Genomic DNA, 3,219 nt, shown 5'->3' with positions numbered 1-3,219 from the left:
TCTTCTATTCGTTCTATGCCTACCGGGTTTTTGGTGGGAAGGCGACGGATCTGACCTACGACTGAGGGCATAATCTCCCCCCTCGAGGGGGAGATGGCCGGCAGGCCAGAGGGGGTCGGTCCGACCGGGCTCGGCCTGCTTCCTGGCGCCGATAGGGGTCGGCGCTCCACGCGCGGGGACCCCCTCTGTCGCCTTCGGCGACATCTCCCCCTCGAGGGGGGAGATTGCCGCTCAGCTTTTGCTCGACGCCAGCACCAGCACCGGCGTTTCGCTGTAAAGCTTGGGGAACAGCGTCTTCAGATTCGCCACCTTGGGCAGGTCGTTGTAGACGATGTAGGGATAGGTCGGGTTCAGCGTCAGGAAATCCTGGTGGTAGTCCTCGGCCGGATAGAAGGTCTTGCCGGTTTCCAGCGTGGTGACGATCGGCTGAGAAAACACCTTGGCCTTGTCGAGCTGGGCGATGTAGCTCTCTGCCACCTTCTTCTGCTCGTCATTGCCGGCGAAGATCGTCGAGCGGTACTGGGTGCCGTGGTCCGGCCCCTGGTAGTTGAGCTGCGTCGGATTGTGCGCGACCGAGAAATAGACCTGCAGCAGCTGGCCGTAGGTCACCTGCGACGGGTCGTAGGTGATCTCGACCGACTCGGCATGTCCGGTGCTGCCGGTGCCGACGACCTCGTAAACGGCGTTTTCCTTGCTGCCGCCGGTGTAGCCGGACACCGCCTTGCTCACGCCCTTGACGTGCTGGAACACGCCCTGCACGCCCCAGAAGCAGCCGCCGGCGAAGACCGCCGTCTCGCTGCCGCTCGCCGCCTTCTCGTCAATTGCCGGCGGCGGGATCACCACCGCGTCCTCGGCCGAGACCGCCGGCGTCTCCCAGAAGGCGGCGGCCGCGACGGTCAGGACGAGCGCGGCGAGCGCGCCTTTGGCGAAGGTCGATGATCGCTTCTGCTGTCGAATTGCGGTCATGCTGGAACTCCCTTGCTGCTGTTCACTATATACGAAACCGGCCGCCGCCAGGTTCTCACTTTAGCGTGCGTCGGCTGCAACTTATTGCGCTGGAGCCATCGCATCGACGGGTTTCATCGCATCGGTCACCGGCTTCATCGCATCGGCCGGCTCCATCGCCCCCGTCGCCGGCTTCATGGCATCGGCCGGCTTCATCGCCTGCGTGCTCATCGCATCGGTCGCCATCGCGTTGGCCGGCTTCATCGCATCCGTCGCGGGTTTCATCGCGTCGGTCTTCGGCTTCATGGCGTCGGTGGCCATTGCATTGGCCGGCTTCATGGCGTTGGTCGCGTCGTCGGCGCGGGCGCCGGCGGCGAACGCCGTGGTTGCGAGCGCGAGGGCGAGCGCGGTCAGGAATTTGGTCATGGGTATTCTCCTTGGGTTGTGGCGCGCGATGCGGGCCGGATGGTGCGCTGCCGCCCCATGCGGCATCGCGCGAAGAAGGGATGCTCAGTTCGCCGCGGCGGCCAGGATCGGCCCGCCGCCGGGTGTCTGCACCAGCACCGCGGTGCTAAGCCCGCCATCATCGGCCGGCAGCGGCAACGTCGTCGCCTGGCCGTTCCAGCGGCCGAGCCGCTGCAGCGAATGCACGACATTGGCATGCGGCAGGGTGCGGCCGGTGTTCTCGCCGCGCGCCACCGGCACCTCGACGACGCCTTGCCGATAGCGCACCAGCCAGATGTCGGCGCCGCCTGCCGGCGCCGTGCCTGCGCCGATGCTCACCTTGCCGTCGCCGAGCGCGAGCGCCGGACCCTTGGCTTGCGGGCTGGTCGAGATCAGCCGTTCGATCTCGCCGGGCGCGGCGCCGACCGCGTCGGCGCTGCCGTTCACCACCACCTGCGGCGTGAACGGCCCGTCATGGCCGAGCGTCGGCTCGTAATTCACCTGGCGCTGGGTGAATTCCTGCCGGCCGAAAATGTCCTTCCAGCCGAGATAGTCCCAGTAGGTGACGTTGAACGACAGCGCCAGCACGCCCGGCCGGTCCTTGACCTTGATCAGATTGGCATTGGCCGGCGGGCAGGACGAGCAGCCCTGGCTGGTGAACAGCTCGACCACGGTCAGCGGCTGGGCGGCGGCCGTGCCGGCGGTCGTGGCCAGCGCGATGAAGGCCGCGCTGGCGAGGAGCGCGCTGCCGAGCGACGTCTTGGGTCTGGTCATGGGGAAGTCTCCGTTGCGGCGGGGTCTTGCTCCCATTTCGCCACCGCATCGGGCTTCGTTACAGACTTCACCGGTTTGTGATTGCGCTGCTCTTTCCCTTCTCCCACAGGGGGAGAAGGGGAAGTGCTCATCACTGCGTCAGCACCGTGTTGGACGGCCGCTGGTTGAAGTCGCATTTGCCCTGGACGGTGTAGAAGAAGTCGGCATTGCTGACGTCGGCCGGCACCGGGTTGCCGCCATCCTCCCAGGCCTGGTAGCCGGGCTGGCCGCAGGGCACCGCGGTGAAGATGTCGACCGTCTGGCCGGTCGCGACCTCGGGCATGGTGGTGGTGCTGGTGCCGATGTAGAGCCGGTTCGAGGTGGTCGGGTCGTTGGATTTCAGCACCTTCGGGCTGCCCGAGGGCACGTCCATCTGCAGATAGAGGTTGTCCATCTGGCTGACGTCGATCACCGCGCCGGCGCCGTTGCTGGGATAGAACGTATCGGCGCAGGTCGTGACATACTTCTTGCTGCCGCTGGTTTGCGTGATCGCGCCGCTGGGCAGGCTGCTGAAGTTCTTCACCGTCGAGGTCGTGCAGACCTGCTGCTGCACCTTGGTCGTGGTGCTGCCGTTGATCGTGCTGACGATCGAGGTGCCGTAGCCCTTCGGGTCACCGTAGTTGTTATAGGCATAGGTGATCGTCATCAGCGGCTTGGCGACGGTGTCGCCGAACTTGGTGCCGTAGAGCGTCATCGTCTTGTTCCAGTAGCCGGATACTTTGGTGACCTTGAACGTGGTCTGCACCAGCGCCGGCCGCTTGCGCACCGCCGAGGCGACGCCGACCTCGACCGTTTCGATCCTGGCGATCTGCATGAAATTGGTCGGCATCGGGTAGTGCGCCGAAGCCGTGGCGGTGGCGGTGCCGTCTGCGGCCACAACAAAGCTGTCGAGCTTGGCGGTGCCTTGCCCGCCATTGGCGGCGAAGGCCTGCTTCAGCGACGTCTCGCGGTCGGCCAGCGGGGTGGTTTTCGGCAGCGTGGTGACCGACAGGATCGCCGCGTCGAGCGCGTTCTGCA

General features: G+C 65.9%; 4 protein-coding genes. All 4 read right to left on the bottom strand.

Annotation, left to right across the window (positions count from 1 at the left end; genetic code table 11):
• Window positions 1–231: 231 nt before the first annotated feature.
• A complete protein-coding gene (msrA, locus tag EOA33_RS29330) occupies window positions 232–966 on the bottom strand; it encodes a peptide-methionine (S)-S-oxide reductase MsrA (protein ID WP_127407232.1) in 735 nt (244 codons plus the stop codon).
• Between the two features lie 81 nt (window positions 967–1,047).
• Window positions 1,048–1,371: a hypothetical protein gene (locus tag EOA33_RS29325; RefSeq protein WP_127407231.1), complete on the bottom strand. Its 324-nt coding sequence runs from the start codon at window positions 1,369–1,371 to the stop codon at window positions 1,048–1,050.
• Between the two features lie 84 nt (window positions 1,372–1,455).
• Entirely contained in the window at window positions 1,456–2,163 is a 708-nt protein-coding gene (locus tag EOA33_RS29320; protein ID WP_127407230.1) for a DUF1223 domain-containing protein, read from the bottom strand.
• Window positions 2,164–2,293: 130 nt separating this feature from the next.
• Window positions 2,294–3,219, bottom strand: a 926-nt coding sequence (locus tag EOA33_RS29315) for a hypothetical protein (protein WP_127407229.1), incomplete at its 5' end; no start/stop codon positions are given.

Source organism: Mesorhizobium sp. M4A.F.Ca.ET.050.02.1.1 (genome assembly GCF_003997725.1).
Lineage (GTDB): Bacteria > Pseudomonadota > Alphaproteobacteria > Rhizobiales > Rhizobiaceae > Mesorhizobium.
The sequence above is the reverse complement of the archived record's forward strand: the minus strand, read 5'-3'. Positions and strand labels throughout refer to the sequence as shown.